The following is a 16,308-nucleotide window of genomic DNA, read 5'->3' as shown; positions in this document are numbered from 1 at the left end:
GTATATTTGCTTTTATTTTTGATTGAAATGGATAAGAAAACCGAAGAATTTTATCAGCGCCTTAAAGAAGAATTAGTCAATTCAACGATTTGGCCTTCTGAGTATTTGTTTAAATTCATTGTTCCTACGGATAAAGACAAAATCATGATTATAGAAACCGCTTTCGACGGAATGGGAGCTGTTATCGAAACCAATCAGTCCAAAACCGGAAAGTACACCAGTGTTTCCATAAACGTACACATGAAAAGTGCTCAGAGTGTAATTGAAAAATATCAGGAACTCTCCGCAATTGAAGGTATCATTTCCCTATAAAAACAAACTACATGCAGTTTACACCAGAAGAAGCAATTCATCATTTAGAATATAACGCCGAACGTCCCCATCTGATTATTCCGGAATACGGGCGTCATTTGCAAAAACTGATCGATCAGGCTACGGAAATCGCAGATCGCGGAGAGCGCAACAAAGCGGCCCGTTACATCATTTCGGTAATGGGAACGTTAAATCCGCATTTAAGAGATGTTCCGGATTTTCAGCATAAATTGTGGGATCAGATTTTTATCATGTCCGATTTTAAACTCGACGTAGATTCACCTTATCCGATTCCGAATAAAGAAATCCTGCACCAGAAACCGGAGCGTTTGAATTATCCTCAAAATTTTCCGAAGTACCGTTTTTACGGCAACAATATCAAGTACATGATTGACGTAGCCAACAAATGGGAGGAAGGTGAGTTGAAAAATGCCCTGATTATGGTAATAGCCAACCACATGAAAAAATCCTACCTGAGCTGGAACAAGGATACCGTGAAAGACGAAGTGATTTTTGAGCATTTGTTTGAATTGTCCGACGGGAAAATCAACTTGATGAAAACCGATGAAGAGCTTTCCAACACGACGGATTTGATGCGGGTGAACAAAAAACAATCCAACAAAATGCAGTTCGGCAGTAACAAACCGAAGAAACACAACAATCCGAACCAGAAAAACAAAAAGCCGGGCAATAACAATAATAACAACAACAGAAAACAATAAAAGCCGATGGGAACATTTAAAATTGAAGGCGGAATCCGACTGAAAGGCGAGGTTATCCCGCAAGGAGCCAAAAATGAGGCGTTACAGGTATTGTGTCCCGTGTTACTGACTTCAGAAAAAGTTAGGATTACCAATATTCCGGATATTATTGATGTCAATAAACTGATTACGCTTTTAGGAAACTTAGGCGTTAAAATACAAAAAAACGGTCCTGGGGATTATACCTTTCAGGCCGATGAAGTTAATGTAGACTACTTAAAAACCGAAGCATTTAAAAAAGAAGGCGGAAGTTTACGCGGTTCCATCATGATTGTAGGACCGCTTTTGGCACGTTTCGGTTGCGGTTACATTCCGAAGCCGGGAGGCGATAAAATCGGACGCCGTCGTTTGGATACGCATTTCGAAGGGTTCATCAACTTAGGCGCCAAATTCCGTTATGAAAGAGCCGACCATTTTTACGGTGTGGAAACTGATGGCCGTTTAAAAGGAACCTACATGCTTTTGGACGAAGCTTCGGTTACCGGAACAGCAAACATTGTCATGGCAGCGGTTTTGGCGGAAGGAACCACCACCATTTACAACGCGGCCTGTGAACCGTACCTGCAACAGTTGTGTAAAATGCTGAATTCGATGGGAGCCAAAATTAAAGGTGTCGGATCGAATTTGCTTACCATTGAAGGTGTTGACAGCTTAGGCGGTTGCGAGCATAGAATCTTACCGGACATGATCGAAATCGGTTCCTGGATCGGATTGGCGGCCATGACCAAAAGTGAAATCACCATTAAAAATGTAAGCTGGGAGAATTTAGGTGTTATTCCGAGTGTATTCCGAAAATTAGGAATTACGGTGGAACGAAGAGGAGACGATATTTACATTCCGTCGCATGAAAACGGTTACGAAGTAAAAACCGATATCGACGGTTCCATTTTAACCATTGCTGATGCCCCATGGCCGGGCTTTACTCCCGATTTGCTGAGCATCGTTTTGGTGGTGGCAACCCAAGCAAAAGGTGATGTGTTAATTCACCAGAAAATGTTTGAAAGCCGTTTGTTCTTCGTGGACAAATTAATTGATATGGGTGCGAAAATCATGTTGTGCGATCCGCACCGTGCCGTGGTGATGGGACACGATTTCAAATCGCAACTGAAAGCCACTACCATGAGTTCCCCGGATATCCGTGCCGGAATTTCGTTGCTGATTGCGGCGTTAACAGCTAAGGGAACGAGTACCATTCAGAACATCGAACAAATCGACAGAGGTTATGAAAGAATTGATGAGCGTTTAAGAGCTTTAGGTGCTAACATCATTCGTGCGTAACGGTATGTGATATTTATAGTAACAGGGAGCTGAATCGAAATGATTTGGCTCTTTTCTTTTAACCATGGAAACAGACATTTTAATTTTTCTCTGTTTAGCAGCCTTTTCGGCAGGTTTTGTCGATGCGATTGTGGGTGGCGGCGGTTTGATACAAACCCCGGTTGCGCTTATTTTACTGCCAAATTATTCGGTAGCAACCATCATCGGCTCCCTAAAAATACCGGCATTTAGCGGAACGGGTTTTGCGGCTTTTCAGTATCTGAAGAAAGTACAGATGAACTGGAAACTGCTTTTGCTTATGGCAGTCGTGGCGTTTGCTTCGGCTTTTGCAGGTTCTGAATTGCTCACGCTGGTAAGTAACGATTTTATGAAACCGCTGCTTTTGGTGGTTTTGACTTTGCTCGCGATGTATACCTTCATGAAGAAAAACTTCGGACAGCATCAGGAGAAATTGCTGTCGGTAAAACAACAAATGATTTATGCTGTTCTAATTAGTATAACAGTTGGTTTTTACGACGGTTTTATCGGTCCCGGAACCGGAAGTTTTTTTGTCGTGGCTTTTGTTTCAGTATTAGGATTTGATTTTCTGCATGCTTCGGCGAATGCGAAAATGGTTAATCTGGCTACGAATTTCGGTTCGATTTGCCTTTTTCTGCTGAAGGGAAAAATCATCTGGGCAATCGCTTTACCGATGGCCGTGTGCAATGCTTTAGGCGGTTTTTTGGGTGCGAAACTGGCAATTAAAAAAGGAAACGGGTTCATTCGTATATTTTTTCTGATTGTAGTTGTCGGAACACTTTTGCGCTTTGCCTACGATATTTTTTGTTGAAGAAACTATATAAAAAAAGCGTTGCAGTAAATCCAACGCTTTTTTTAGAAGATTTATTAGTCGATGATATTCAGAAACTTCAGGCCAAACACGATGCCGTCTGCCTGAAAACCGTTTTGGTACGAGCGCACATAATCCACACGCAGCATTCGGAATTTACCAAAACCAACATTGTCAAAACCAACGGTGTATTCCTGATACGGTTTAAAATCCGGTACATTCAGCTGATGGAAACCTACAACCAGATTCCATTGCAGTTTGTTCAGCAGCGGAATTTTGTTCATAAGAAACCCTTTGTCGTTGTGTTCGATATGCGTTTCCAGAAAAGCATCATTGGTGCTGTTGCTGTAATACGGCAACATGTTGAAAACATTCAGGTAGCGGTCTGCCGTGCCCACATGGGTTTGGTTGCCGTTAAAGTGTTTGTAATCTATAAAGGAAATGTTATCGGCATTGAAAAATTTACCGGCTTTTAAGCGAATGGCAAAATCGCCTTTGTTGCCGAGGGTTTTATCGTAATCGATTTGTCCGTTTACGAAGTCGTAATTGTAATTTTCTTTATTGCCGGCGAATCCTTTTTCATAACCGAAAGAAAGGGTAGGGTAATCATCGTTCGGAATGTTGATTTTTCCGTCCGGTCTTGTAATGTATTTGTTTCCGAAACGGATTCGCGTACCGATGTTGGCTTTTACCAGATTGTGTTTTTCGATGGCGGCAAAAGTATTGTCAAGCGGTGCCAGCGGATTGTTCGAAGTATAGTCTTTATCATTTTTAATCAACACGTAATCCGTATGGTTGAACAATGGTTTACGGGCGGAATACTCGATGCTTCCGTTGACTGAAACGCCGTTCAGGATGTCTTGTCCGTAACCCAGACGGATAAACTCCTTGTTGTAGTATTTCGCGTAATTGTCTTTAAAGAACAGCGTACTCACCGAATTGATTAGATTGGAAATAGGGTTGGAAGCGTTAAACTGATTGATGCTGCTGCCACCAGAAGCGGAAATCGTACGGTAATTTGTGGTGTTGAAACGATGGTAGAAACTTCCGTTGACACGCAAACGCTCTTCGGCAAAACCATAATTGAAAACGGAATTTACAGCCGTGTACGTTCCTTTTTCCTCATTACGTTTGTTAAACGAAAATCCGGAATCGAAATTCCAGCCCTGAACGGTATTGAAACCTAAGGAAGAGATATTAAGCAATCCTTTATACGAAGCCGAGCATTTGTGATAAGAATCGCGATAAGTGTAGCCGGTTATCAGCTTTGAAAGTTTGAATTGATTGCCTTTCGCATCCAAAGAATCCAGATACACCTGTGATTTTCGGATGGTCTGAATGCTGTCTTTTCTCTGATAATCGTTTATTTCTTCTTCGGTTAAAGGCACCGGTCTGTTTTCATTCCAGTAAAGACTGTCTTTTTTGTTGGCATCCGCAACGATTTTAGCAATTTCGTTGGTAAACGTTTTCTTTTCAAACTGCTCACGGAATTTATAATTGCTGAACACGTGCGTAAATTTCCCGGTAAAGCCCATTCCGAAAATGGAGGCTTTAAAGTCGATGGTTTGCAGGTTTTTGGTCCAGATTTTTGTGGCAGGATTGTAATGGTAACTTTGCGTGAAATCGATGTTTTCCAGAATCGGCTGTTGCATGCGATAGCCTTTACTGCCCAATTCGACCGCATAAATCGCCCAAGTGTCCTCTATAATATAAAGGTAGCCTTCAAAAACAGGTTCTTTGTCGCGTTTGGGCATCACCTTGATTTTGTTCACCAGCTGATTGTGTTCGTTAGTGAAGAAACTCTCCAGTTTGAATTTGTAATAGTTTAAGGCATTATCGGCAATCGGGGAAATCATGTTGAGGCCCATGTTTACATAATTTTCATAGAAATCGTAATTGGTACCCTGTGCCGTGTTGAAGCTAAAGCCGTTGTCATTACCGCTAACTTTGGAAGCGATGATTTCTTCTTTTATCTTGTCGGGTTTTTCGTAGGCAATTTTTGAAACAGTTTCGGATAAATACAAAATTCCGGTACCGGTAGAATCTAAAGCGCCTTCAAAATCACCTATTTCCACGCCCATGAATTTCTTGGGAACGTTTTTCGCTCTGAAAATCCCGCGGGAATAGAAATCGGCTTCGTATCGGTCGGTTTTGGCGGCATTCTGCTTGCGGTTTTTAATCGCGTTTCGGATGATGGCATAAGCCGGATCTTCTTTTTTCGGGCCTATAACTACTTCGGCAATGGTGTAATTTTCATCTTCGAGCGTTATATCTATAGTATAAGGAAATTGCAAAATATCTTTAGTGACTTTTTTGGTTTTATAACCAAGCGACTGAAAAATCACGGTATAGTTTCCTTTTTCTTTTACCGTGAGTTCATATATACCGTTGTCGTTGGCGGAAGTACCGTTGTAGGTATTCTCAATCATAACGGTAGTATAAGGAATGGGATTCCCGGTTTTGTCGGTAATTTTTCCTCTGATTTGGGCAAATAAGGTTACTGATAGAAATAAGGCTGTTACAGTAAATAAGTGTTTCATTCGTTTCTTTATAATATAGACGTGGCAATTTTGTAAAAGGTTGTATGGCTACAGAAATGATTTTATGGCGAGTTCATAACTGTCAAGGCCAAAACCGATAATAATTCCTTTGGCATTTGGCGAGATATACGACTGATGTCGGAAACTCTCGCGGGAGAAGGTGTTGGAAATGTGAACTTCAACAACAGGAGTGGTTATGGCTTTTACGGCATCGCCAATTCCTATTGAAGTATGAGTGTAAGCTGCGGCATTAAGAATGATACCGTCAAAACTGAAACCCGCTTCCTGGATTTTAGTGATGAGTTCGCCTTCAATGTTGCTTTGAAAATAATGTAATTCGATGTTGCTGTATTTCTTCTTCAGTAGGAAATAGTAGTCTTCAAAAGTTTCACTTCCGTAAATTTCGGGTTCGCGTTTTCCCAGCAGGTTTAAATTCGGGCCGTTTATAATTATGATTTTCATAGTTCTTGACTTTCTGTAAAAGTAGTAAAATGCTTAAGATAAAATTCAATTTGAGTGTTATTTGTAGGTCCTTAAGAGCGGTAAAAAGACTCACATTTAACGATGGTAAGTTGGATTTAGGAAAAAAAACACATTAATTGTAAGAAAAATCTTTATTCAAATTGTAATTTTTATAACAGGATATGCTTTTTTTTGTAAATTTTTAACAATAATTAACTTTCTAATTATCAATAACTTATGTTTTATTTTTTTGTTTTGGCTGCAAGTTGTTGATACATTTTTTAAACAAAGATTTTTTTCGATTGGATTTTTTATAGATTTGCTGAGTAAATTTTTAAAATTTAAACTAAACATGAAAAAAATTATTTTATCTGTAGCAGCAGTATTCGCTTTCGGATTTGCTAATGCTCAAGAAGAAGTTAAAGAAGCTGGAAACGGTGGATTTGGAAAAGGGAACATCTTTGTTTCTGGTACTGTAGGATTCAGTTCTATGAATAATAAAGATGCGGATTGGAAAAGTTCAAACTTTACAATTTCTCCAAAAGTTGGATTTTTTGTAACTGAAAACATTGCTATTGGTGGTCAATTAGGATATTCTTCATCTAAAGATACTGCTATGGACAATGTAATGGGAATTGATGTTTCTGCTTTCGGATCAACTTTCTCAGTTAACACTTTTTCAGTAGGTGCTTTCGGTAGATATTACTTTACTCCAGCTAGCCAGTTTTCTTTATATGGTCAATTAGGTTTAGACTACATGACCTCTACTATTGATGAGGTTGATGGTGTTTCTGTAAACGACAACAACAAAGTTAATGGAATTGGTGCTGGTTTAGGTTTAGGTATGAACTACTTTGTATCTAACAACTTTGCATTAGAAGCTGGTTTAGGAGTATTAAACTTTACAAATGCAAAACCAGATGTTGATGGTGCTGATGGAGTTTCAACTTTCAACTTCGGTGCTAACTTATCTAACATTTCATTTGGAGCAATCTACAAATTCTAATTTTTAGAATCTAATGAATAATGAAAAGCCCCGCTTAGCGGGGCTTTTTTTGTTAATTAAATTGTTGATATCTAGTGTTTTAAAAAAGTGTTTCGGTTTGTTTTTACCGATAATTTTAATATAACTAATTTTTAAAACACATTTTATGAAAAAACAATTGTTATTTTTAATGGCAGGTTTGGGCTTTAGCGTAGTGTCTTTTGCTCAGGACGGTAAATCTGGAGGTTCCGGAATGGCCGACGATGTAAGATTTGGCCCTAAGGCTGGTGTTACGTTTACAAACTTTACCGGTGATGGGGATTCTGACGGTAAAACGGGTTTTTTTGTGGGCGGTTTCGCTGATATTTCAATTAGTGAGAAGTTCCACATTCAGCCAGAGGTGTTATATTCTTCTGAAGGTGCAGACAAAGCCTCAATCGATTATATCCGTATTCCGGTTATGGCTAAATATTACGTTGCGGAAGGGTTTAACTTGCAGGCGGGTCCAAATATTGGATTTAAAGTGGCAACAGAAAATGATGCTGTGGATGAAAGTACAAAATCAACTGATTTTGGATTAGGTCTGGGAGCTGCTTATGATTTGCCAATGGGTTTAATCATTGAGGCCCGGTATAATTTAGGATTGGCTAATATCAGTGATGTTAGTGGTTTCGATTCGAAAAACACCGGTTTCCAAATTGGTTTAGGATATAAATTCTAAGATAATCGAAACAAAAAGCCCCGCTATGCGGGGCTTTTATTTTAAAACTTAATGCCAATACCGGCCTGAAATACCTGATTTTTTGAACCGCTGTCTTTAACCACTTCGTTTAAACTTTGCGTAAAACGACCGCTAAGGAATAAGCCGCCGGTAAAATTAAACGATAATCCGGCTGCGAGGGCAGTATCAAAATCGTTTACGTCATTGGTTTCGACGGCACTGTCGTCATTTTCATATTTTTCTCCTATTTTAAGCCCAAATTGAGGTCCGGCTTCAATACTGATGGCTTTACCCAGATAAATTTTGGCCAGAACCGGAACATTGATGTAGTCGAGTTTGTATTCGGTTTTGTAATTCGTGCCCAAAACCGTCTGGTTGATTTCAAAACCCTGACGGGAATACAAAACCTCCGGCTGGATGGCAAATACATTTCTGACTACCGGAATTTCTCCCACAAACCCCAAATGAAAACTGGTTCGCGGGTCTGGCCCTTCGTTAAAATCTCCTTTTGTAATGGTAGAGTAGTTTAAACCTCCTTTTATTCCGAATGACGAGCCTGTTATGCCTTTGTCCTGTGCAGTAGCCGTCGTGACAGCTGATAAAACTAATCCTGCAAATAAAATGTGTAGCGTTCTCATAAAAATAGATTTTTAGTTTCTATATTTAAACCACAAATCGTGCCGCATAGTATTTGCGCATAGTAATTTTAAAGTTTATTTAACGTTAATGCAGTCTTGGAATTCTTACATAAAAGAGTACAAAAATTACCTTAAACTGGAGCGTGGTCTGTCCCAGAATACGATTGATAACTACGTTATGGATGTCGAAAAACTGGTAGGTTTCCTTGAGGCGAATCAATTGGATGAAAATCCGGTCAGCATAGGGGAAGAAACCGTCCAGCAGTTTGTTTATAGGATTTCCGGTCAGGTGAATGCGCGCTCTCAGGCAAGAATTTTATCGGGTCTGAAGAGTTTTTTCAATTACCTGGTTTTTGAAGATTACCGACAAACGACACCTTTGGAACTGATCGAAGTGCCGAAAATCGGAAGAAAGCTGCCCGATACGCTTTCCGTGCAGGAAATTGACAAGCTTATAGCGGCTATAGATTTATCAAAGGACGAAGGCGAACGCAACCGGGCCATGTTGGAAACGCTTTACAGTTGCGGTTTACGCGTTTCGGAATTAATCACCCTTAAAATATCAGATCTTTTTTTTGACGAAGGGTTTATTAAAATCACCGGAAAAGGCAATAAACAGCGTTTTGTGCCCATAAGTCCGGCAACGCAGAAGTATATTTATCTGTATAAAGATCAGGTCAGAAATCACCTTGAAATCCAAAAAGGACATGAAGATACGCTTTTTCTCAACCGGAGAGGAAAGCAGCTTACACGGGCGATGGTTTTTACCATTATAAAGGACTTGGCTGTAAAAATTAATTTAAACAAAACGATAAGTCCGCACACGTTTCGTCATTCTTTCGCCACGCATTTACTGGAAAACGGCGCCGACCTGCGCTCCATTCAAATGATGTTGGGACACGAATCCATCACGACTACGGAAGTTTACATGCATCTGGACCGCAAGCATCTTTCGGAAGTACTGAATGCCTATCATCCCAGAAAATAAAAAAGTCCCGATTTCTCGAGACTTTTTTTGTGTATAAGGGTTTCTTATTTTGCAATGTTTACCGCACGGGTTTCACGGATAACCGTAATTTTTACCTGACCCGGATACGTCATTTCTGTCTGGATTTTCTGGGAAATGTCAAACGATAAACTTCCGGCCATTTCATCACTTACTTTTTCGCTTTCCACGATTACGCGCAGTTCACGACCGGCCTGAATCGCATAAGCATTCTTAACACCGTTGAAACCGTAAGCAATGTCCTCAAGGTCTTTCAAACGCTGAATATACGAATCCAGTACCTGACGACGTGCTCCCGGACGAGCTCCCGAAATCGCGTCACACACCTGAATAATCGGAGAAATTAACGATTTCATTTCGATTTCGTCGTGGTGTGCTCCAATAGCGTTGCACACTTCTTCTTTCTCACCGTATTTCTCAGCCCATTGCATCCCTAAGATAGCGTGCGGCAATTCGCTTTCCGTTTCCGGAACTTTACCAATATCGTGTAACAGTCCGGCTCTTTTGGCCAGTTTTACGTTTAAGCCTAATTCTGCTGCCATGATACCGCAGAGTTTGGCCACTTCGCGTGAGTGTTGTAATAAGTTCTGTCCGTAGGAAGAACGGTATTTCATGCGCCCTACGATTTTGATTAGTTCAAGGTGTAAACCGTGGATTCCTAAGTCGATAACCGTACGTTTTCCGACTTCGATGATTTCTTCCTCGATTTGTTTCTGGGTTTTGGCCACCACTTCTTCGATACGGGCAGGGTGAATACGTCCGTCGGTTACTAATTTGTGTAAAGCCAGACGCGCTACTTCACGGCGCACCGGATCGAAACAAGAGAGAATAATTGCTTCCGGCGTATCGTCCACAATGATTTCCACACCGGTAGCAGCTTCCAAAGCGCGGATGTTACGGCCTTCACGACCGATAATTCTACCTTTAACGTCATCCGATTCAATGTTGAACACCGAAACGCAGTTTTCCACTGCTTCTTCCGTACCCACGCGCTGAATGGTGTTAATGATGATTTTTTTGGCTTCCTGTTGCGCAGTCAGTTTTGCTTCTTCAAGCGTTTCCTGAATGTAAGCCATGGCGTTGGTTCTTGCTTCTGCTTTTAAGCTTTCCATCAATTGGTTTTTGGCATCTTCTGCAGACAAACCGGAAATGGTTTCCAGTTGCTCCACCTGACTTTTGTGAAGACGCTCAACCTCTAATTGCTTTTTGTCGATATGCTCGATACGGTTGTTGTAATCGGCAATTTTTTGTTCGATTTCGTCGTTTAGCTTTTTGGTTTTTGCTAATTCGTTGGATACCTGAGATTCTTTGTCCCGGGTTCTTTTTTCAGCTTCGGCTATTTTTTTGTCTTTGGCTAAAATCTCTTTTTCATGCTCCGATTTCAGTTCTAAAAACTTCTCTTTGGCCTGAAGTAATTTATCTTTTTTAATCGATTCTGCCTCAACTTTAGCATCTTTCAAAATCGAAGATGCTTCCTTTTTAGCATTTTTGATAAGATTGGAAACGTTTGCCTTTTCAAGGTATTTCGCTATTCCGAATCCTACTCCGATTCCGGCCAGACAGCCGATAATTATAATAAGTGTGTTCATAAGTGGTTTGAAATTATATATAAAAAAAGCCTACATTAGGGGTATTGCATAAACTCGTATGGACAAGTTTTGAGTTAACTCGCTGTTCAAGGACCTGCTCGGGGCAGTTTGCTTTAGAAGCGACGATTCACTCATTTGAATTTGTTAGTGTTGAGTTTATCAAATAGGTACTAATGTAGGCAGTATCTTGATCTATGTAAAGAACGTATTTATTTTTTATTTGGCGAGAAGCGCACTCAATTTCTGATCCATTTCGGATAATCGTTCAAAAGCAGCCTGAAAATCTTCTGATTTGTCAATCTGTTTCTGCTCCAGTTGTGAGGCAAACTGCAGGGCACACATGGCCAGAACGTCCTGTTTGTCTCGTACGGCATAGTTTTCTTCGAATTGCTTAATCATCCCGTCAATTTTTTTGGAAGCGCTTCTGAGGCCTTCTTCCTGCGCAAAATCCACCGTTAAAGGGTAAACTCTGTCGGCAATTGATATTTTTATTTTAAGCTTTCCGTTCATAGGCTTTCTAATCAGAAAGTTGTGCTATGCAATAATCTATGTCGCGAATTAATGAATTTATTTTGAGTTTTGTTTCTCTCTTGCCTTCGTCACTGCCTAATAATGAATTGGTCATCCGGAGCGTTTCGCATTGTTTTTTTAACGTTTCGATTTCACCGGACTGGTTATCGATAATGTGTTTGGATTGTTCCAATTCCATCCTTAATTCTTTGTTTAAAGCCTCCAGATTATCCAGTTTTTGGCTCAGTTTTGAGAATTTAACCTCAAGAGAATCAATGATTTCATTTAATCCGTTCATTAGCGAATGTTTCAATTCATGATTTCACAAAGTTAATATTCCATTTGAGAAATAGCAATTTTTTGTCGTAAATTTTGCAAAAACTAACTTTAAAGGTATAAAACTTTGTTTAGGAGTTAGTTACGGATTTGTGTTTTTTCCTCATTCAACCAAAGGTAATTTTCTTATATTAGCAGAATATTAGCCTAAATCATAGTTTATGAGACTGCCGTTTTTAGTATTTATTTTATTCGCCTTTCATTTAGGTCACAGTCAAAAATATCCTCGGGACTATTTCCGTTCCCCTATGGATATTCCTTTGTATGCTTCCGGATCTTTCGGAGAGTTAAGGGGAAATCATTTTCATTCCGGTTTGGATCTGAAAACCAATCAGAAAGAAGGTTTGTCCGTTTATTCCGCGGCAGACGGTTATGTTTCCCGTATAAAAATTTCCGAAGGAGGTTACGGAAAAGCCCTGTACATCACGCATCCAAACGGTTATACCTCGGTTTACGCACATTTGAAAAAGTTTGAAGGCAGTATTGCCGAATATGTCCGTAAAAAACAATATGCCCAAAAATCCTACGAAATAGAATTGTTCCCGCAGGCTTCAGATTTGGTTCTGAAAAAAGGCGATCTGATTGCGCTTTCCGGGAATAGCGGCAGTTCGGGCGGTCCTCACCTGCATTTTGAAATCCGCGATACGAAGACGGAGCAAATTATCAATCCGTTGTATTTTGGGTTTGATATCCTAATGCCGGATGCTGTTTTGCCGGTTATTAACGGACTTATGGTGTATGCCGTGAATGACAGTTCGGTTGTAAACAAATCGCAACGTCCTATTCCGGTGAACCTGTCTTTACAGAAAGACGGGAATTATCTGGCTGATAAAGTATACGCCAAAGGAAATATCGCTTTTGCGGTTAACACCTACGACCAGGCCGATAAAAATTACAATTGGAACGGTATTTTTAAAGCCGAAACGTTTTTAAACGGCTCGAGACTGTTTGGTTATCAGTTTGAGAAATTTGCATTCGACGAAACACGATACGTTAACAATTTCATTGATTATCACCGTTATAAAACCATCGGGCAAACGGTTCAGAAACTGTTTTTTAAGAGGCGTTATCCTTTTTCTGTGGTGAGCGGAAACGTTACTAACGGACAAATCACGGTTTATCCTGGTACCACATTAAATTATCGCATCGAAATTTCGGATTTTCACGGCAACAAAAGGGTGATTAACATCCCGATTCAATATTCGGAAGCTGAAAGTACTATTCCCAAAACGGAAGTGAAAACTCCTTACTTTGTAAAGTCGAAAAACGACAACAATTACACCAAGGACAATGTGTCGGTTTTTATTCCGGCAAATGCCTTTTATGATGATTTTTACATGAATTTCGACGTTAAGGACAACGTGCTTTACCTGCATGACGATACGGTTCCGGTGCATCAAAACCTAACGGTAACTTTCGATGTTTCGGGCATTCCGAATCTCAACCGTGAAAAAACCTTTATATCGCGGATGGACGGCAGCAAGAAAGAGTTTTTTACAACGACTAAAAAAGGGAACCTTTTCTCGGCAAGAACCAAAGACTTAGGGAAGTTCTTTCTGGAAGTAGATACCATTGCACCCAGAATTTACCGTCCGAATTTTGCGGAAGGCGCCAATTTGGATAAGTATGATTCCATCAGCATTCACATCAGCGACGATTTGTCCGGAATTAAAGAATACAATGCCTATCTTAACGGTAAATGGATTTTAATGGAGTATGATTATAAAACCAAAACCCTGGTTCATTTTTTCAATGATGCCGTATACGATGCGGAAAAAAACGAATTAAAAGTAGTAGTGTCCGATAAAATGGGAAATTCTGCTATCTTTGAAACTCATTTTTTTAAAACCAAAACCTAAAACCGTTTGAGAACTGTATATAAACTTCTGATTGTTAGCCTGTTTTTTTTAAGTTGTTCTGTTTTTTCCCAAAAAGCCAGAGTAAAAGGAATTTTATTAGACGAATTCAACAAACCCATAGCAGGCGCAACGATTAAAGCGGAAGCGGAAACGGTAAATTCCAATGAAAACGGTTTTTTCCTTATTGCAATCCCGTCGGGAAAGAAAGTAACGATTGAAATTTCACACGTTTCCTATAAAAAATCGACAGTTGTTGTGGAACTGAAACCGAATGAAGATTACGAACTCAATGTGGTTTTGAACCAAAGTGCCGAGCAAATCGGAGAAGTAGTGGTTTCCAGTGCCGGACGTAAAAGGGTGGAAGGGATTACGGTGATTGAACCTCAGGTTATTCGCATGATTCCGGGAGCTAACGCTGGTGTGGAGAACATCTTAAAAACATTGCCGGGCGTTTATTCCAACAACGAATTGAGTACACAATATGCCGTTCGGGGCGGAAATTATGATGAAAATCTGGTTTACGTCAATGAAATTGAAGTTTACCGCCCGTTCCTGATTCGTTCCGGTCAGCAGGAAGGTTTGAGTTTTACCAATACCGAAATGGTTTCCAATGTGGATTTTTCCGCAGGTGGTTTTCAGTCCAAATACGGCGATAAACTGTCATCGGTTTTAGATATAACCTACAGAAGACCAACAAAATTTCAAGCGGCTTTAGATGCGAGTTTGTTAGGCGGAAGCGCCACCGTAGACCTGGTTTCCAAAAATCAGAAGTGGAGCAATATTACCGGTATCCGTTACCGAAACAACAGTCTTTTGGTAAACAGTCAGGAAACCGAATCGAACTTTAAACCGTCTTTTGCCGACATTCAGACACAGCTTACTTTCGATGCTTCAACCAAATGGCAATGGAGTTTCTTAGGTAATATATCGCAAAATAAATACCATTATCAGCCATTGTCGCGTCAGACCAATTTCGGTACGGTAGACGATCCGATTGCGTTGCAGATTTTTTACGAAGGTCAGGAAAAAGACGAATACCTAACTCTTTTCGGAGCGGTAAAATCGGTATATCAGGCCAATGATAATTTTAAACTGAAATTTATCGGATCAACGTATCACACGCAGGAACAGGAATATTTCGATATTCTGGCACAATACCGTTTGGGAGAAATTGATACCAATATCGGTTCGGATACTTTTGGAGATGTGGTCTTTTCAAGAGGTGTCGGTTCCCAGCTTACCCATGCCAGAAACGATCTGGATGCCTTAATTGTAAACGCAGAAGTAAAAGGGTTTCACGAAATTAAAGAGAAAAACAGTCAGGTGGAATGGGGTTTCAAATACACCAGAGAAGACATTCGCGACCGTGTGGTAGAGTGGGAAGTTATCGATTCTGCCGGTTTTTCCCTGCCGAATCCGGTTATCGATATTCCGAACGACCAGCCGTATAATCCGTATTACGGACCCTTGTCGCCCTATAAAAACGTGAGAGCGACTAATTTTATAAAAATCAACCGCTTTTCCGGATATGCCCAATGGAATTACCGTGGTTCATTGGGCGCTAACCAAATCTGGATCAATGCCGGGGCAAGAGCGCATCAGTGGCAGGTTACCGGAGCGCCAACGGAAGGGAAGAGTCAGGTGGTTTTCAGTCCGCGTGCCCAGTTTGCCCTTAAACCGGATTGGGAGAAGGACATGGTTTTCCGATTATCGGGAGGTTTGTACCATCAGCCGCCGTTTTACAGAGAACTTCGGGATTATGACGGGGTAGTGCAGCCTAATGTTAAAGCACAACAATCCATTCATATTGTAGCGAGTAACGATTACAGTTTTAAAATGTGGAACCGGCCGTTTAAACTGGTTTCGGAGGCCTATTATAAAAATTTGACGGATGTGAACACCTATACAATTGATAATGTCCGAATCCGTTACCGGGCCAACAACGATGCAACGGCATATGTTTACGGAGCCGATTTCCGTCTGAACGGCGAATTTGTACCGGGAACCGAATCCTGGTTCAGTTTCGGCTATCTGAAAACGGAAGAAAACCAGAACGACAGAGGTTACATAGCCCGTCCGACCGACCAGAGGCTGAAATTCGGATTGTTGTTTCAGGATTACATGCCGAATATTCCCAATCTGAAAATGTATCTGAATTTGGTTTACAATACAGGGCTTCCGGGAGGTTCACCGTCGTATGCAGATCCGTATCAATACCAGTTGCGTCTGAGAGATTACCGTCGTGCGGATGCCGGGTTTTCGTATGTGTTTAAAGACGCAACGATTTCGTCCAACAGAAATTGGCTAAAACATTTTAAAGAATTTTCACTTGGTCTGGAAATCTATAACCTGTTTAACAATCAGAATGCCATTACCAATACCTGGGTGCGCGATGTGTACACCAAAAGTCAGTACGGCATTCCGAATTACATGACCACCCGAACCTTTAATGTGAAATTGAATGTCCGATTGTAGTTCGTCC

At 40.5% G+C, this 16,308-nt stretch carries 15 protein-coding genes and 1 other RNA gene; 9 read left to right on the top strand and 7 right to left on the bottom strand.

Annotation, left to right across the window (positions count from 1 at the left end; genetic code table 11):
- The first annotated feature begins 27 nt into the window (after positions 1–27).
- From G498_RS0100445 to G498_RS0100430, 4 genes are all read left to right on the top strand, one after another.
- Positions 28–312, top strand: coding sequence for a DUF493 family protein (locus tag G498_RS0100445; protein WP_026979326.1), 285 nt, complete (start codon positions 28–30; stop codon positions 310–312).
- 11 nt (positions 313–323) lie between these two features.
- Positions 324–1,034, top strand: coding sequence for a DUF4290 domain-containing protein (locus tag G498_RS0100440; RefSeq protein ID WP_026979325.1), 711 nt, complete (start codon positions 324–326; stop codon positions 1,032–1,034).
- Positions 1,035–1,040: 6 nt separating this feature from the next.
- Positions 1,041–2,351, top strand: a complete 1,311-nt coding sequence (gene murA, locus G498_RS0100435; RefSeq protein WP_026979324.1) for a UDP-N-acetylglucosamine 1-carboxyvinyltransferase — start codon at positions 1,041–1,043, stop codon at positions 2,349–2,351.
- 64 nt (positions 2,352–2,415) lie between these two features.
- Positions 2,416–3,180 carry a sulfite exporter TauE/SafE family protein gene (locus tag G498_RS0100430; RefSeq protein ID WP_026979323.1) on the top strand — a complete coding sequence of 255 codons (765 nt, stop codon included), beginning with the start codon at positions 2,416–2,418 and terminating at the stop codon, positions 3,178–3,180.
- Positions 3,181–3,236: 56 nt separating this feature from the next.
- Here G498_RS0100430 and G498_RS0100425 read toward each other — a convergent pair whose 3' ends face one another.
- The gene (locus tag G498_RS0100425) at positions 3,237–5,720 is read right to left on the bottom strand and encodes a DUF5686 and carboxypeptidase regulatory-like domain-containing protein (RefSeq protein WP_026979322.1); all 2,484 of its coding nucleotides are present in this window, start codon (positions 5,718–5,720) and stop codon (positions 3,237–3,239) included.
- 48 nt (positions 5,721–5,768) lie between these two features.
- The gene (gene aroQ, locus G498_RS0100420) at positions 5,769–6,182 is read right to left on the bottom strand and encodes a type II 3-dehydroquinate dehydratase (protein ID WP_026979321.1); all 414 of its coding nucleotides are present in this window, start codon (positions 6,180–6,182) and stop codon (positions 5,769–5,771) included.
- A 352-nt stretch (positions 6,183–6,534) separates the two neighbouring features.
- On the opposite strand from aroQ, the gene G498_RS0100410 reads away from it, so the two are divergent.
- Positions 6,535–7,188 (top strand): outer membrane protein, encoded by a 654-nt coding sequence (locus G498_RS0100410; protein WP_026979319.1) that lies wholly within the window; start codon positions 6,535–6,537, stop codon positions 7,186–7,188.
- Between the two features lie 145 nt (positions 7,189–7,333).
- Entirely contained in the window at positions 7,334–7,888 is a 555-nt protein-coding gene (locus tag G498_RS0100405) for a porin family protein (protein ID WP_026979318.1), read from the top strand.
- A gap of 41 nt (positions 7,889–7,929) precedes the next feature.
- Here the strand turns inward: G498_RS0100405 and G498_RS0100400 are convergent, their stop codons facing one another.
- Positions 7,930–8,526: a porin family protein gene (locus G498_RS0100400; RefSeq protein WP_026979317.1), complete on the bottom strand. Its 597-nt coding sequence runs from the start codon at positions 8,524–8,526 to the stop codon at positions 7,930–7,932.
- Between the two features lie 88 nt (positions 8,527–8,614).
- Between G498_RS0100400 and xerD the strand changes: the two genes are divergently transcribed.
- Positions 8,615–9,514 (top strand): site-specific tyrosine recombinase XerD, encoded by a 900-nt coding sequence (gene xerD, locus G498_RS0100395; protein WP_026979316.1) that lies wholly within the window; start codon positions 8,615–8,617, stop codon positions 9,512–9,514.
- Between the two features lie 44 nt (positions 9,515–9,558).
- On the opposite strand, the gene rny is transcribed toward xerD, so the two are convergent.
- The 4 genes from rny to G498_RS0100380 form a co-directional block, all read right to left on the bottom strand.
- Positions 9,559–11,121 (bottom strand): ribonuclease Y, encoded by a 1,563-nt coding sequence (gene rny / locus G498_RS0100390; RefSeq protein ID WP_026979315.1) that lies wholly within the window; start codon positions 11,119–11,121, stop codon positions 9,559–9,561.
- A gap of 50 nt (positions 11,122–11,171) precedes the next feature.
- Positions 11,172–11,277: non-coding RNA, 6S RNA (ssrS, locus tag G498_RS16015), on the bottom strand.
- Positions 11,278–11,337: 60 nt separating this feature from the next.
- Complete coding sequence (locus G498_RS0100385; RefSeq protein ID WP_026979314.1) at positions 11,338–11,631, bottom strand: cell division protein ZapA; 294 nt, start codon at positions 11,629–11,631, stop codon at positions 11,338–11,340.
- 7 nt (positions 11,632–11,638) lie between these two features.
- Entirely contained in the window at positions 11,639–11,929 is a 291-nt protein-coding gene (locus G498_RS0100380) for a hypothetical protein (protein ID WP_026979313.1), read from the bottom strand.
- Between the two features lie 199 nt (positions 11,930–12,128).
- Here G498_RS0100380 and G498_RS0100375 point away from each other — a divergent pair, with 199 nt between their 5' ends.
- Together G498_RS0100375 and G498_RS0100370 are read left to right on the top strand one after the other, a co-directional pair.
- Complete coding sequence (locus tag G498_RS0100375; RefSeq protein WP_026979312.1) at positions 12,129–13,826, top strand: M23 family metallopeptidase; 1,698 nt, start codon at positions 12,129–12,131, stop codon at positions 13,824–13,826.
- Between the two features lie 6 nt (positions 13,827–13,832).
- Complete coding sequence (locus G498_RS0100370; protein WP_035744331.1) at positions 13,833–16,301, top strand: TonB-dependent receptor; 2,469 nt, start codon at positions 13,833–13,835, stop codon at positions 16,299–16,301.
- Positions 16,302–16,308: the final 7 nt, after the last annotated feature.

The sequence above is a fragment of the Flavobacterium suncheonense GH29-5 = DSM 17707 genome (assembly GCF_000430025.1).
GTDB lineage: Bacteria > Bacteroidota > Bacteroidia > Flavobacteriales > Flavobacteriaceae > Flavobacterium > Flavobacterium suncheonense.
Note: the sequence above shows the minus strand (reverse complement) of the source record. Positions and strands in the feature narration are given on the sequence as shown.